1 pseudogene is annotated in these 618 nt (G+C 45.0%); it reads left to right on the forward strand.

The features are described from left to right. Positions 1-184: 184 nt before the first annotated feature. A pseudogene (locus tag V7L05_RS28890) lies at positions 185-523 on the forward strand (glycine--tRNA ligase subunit alpha); the annotation flags it as partial. Between the last annotated feature and the right edge of the window lie 95 nt (positions 524-618).

Below are 618 nucleotides of genomic sequence, written 5' to 3' on the forward strand. Positions count from 1 at the left end.
TCACAGCGTCGCTTTTTCTCGCTTCGCTTCAGGCACTTATTCAATATAGCGAACCTCTTTTATCTTGTCAACTATTTTTCCAAAAATATTTTTGGGCTGCTTTGGAGTCTCCTGAAACTGCCCACAGTGCCGGGTTGTAGGCAACAATGGTTTATGCACTGTGTTGAGTAAGGAAGGGTGAAGCGTGAATTTTCAGTCTGTAATTGGTTTATTACATGAGTTTTGGGGCGATCGCGGTTGTCTTATAGCCCAGCCCTATGACATTGAAAAGGGGGCTGGTACTAAGAATCCCCAGACATTTTTAAGAGCATTGGGACCGGAACCGTGGGCTGTTGCCTATGTTGAACCGTGTCGTCGCCCGACGGATGGACGGTACGGCGAAAACCCCAATCGCTTCCAACACTATTATCAGTATCAAGTTCTAATCAAACCGTCGCCAGATAATATCCAGGAGATTTATCTTGATTCGTTAAGGGTTTTAGGTATTCGTCCTGAAGACCACGATATTCGGTTTGTAGAGGATGTGCGATTCGTTGATTAGTGAATCACGGTAATCAGCCCGTAAATAACTAATCCAGCCCGACAGCAGATTACTGTCATAAAAAGGCTGAACTCTCG

The sequence above is a fragment of the Nostoc sp. genome (assembly GCF_036917755.1).
GTDB lineage: Bacteria > Cyanobacteriota > Cyanobacteriia > Cyanobacteriales > Nostocaceae > Nostoc.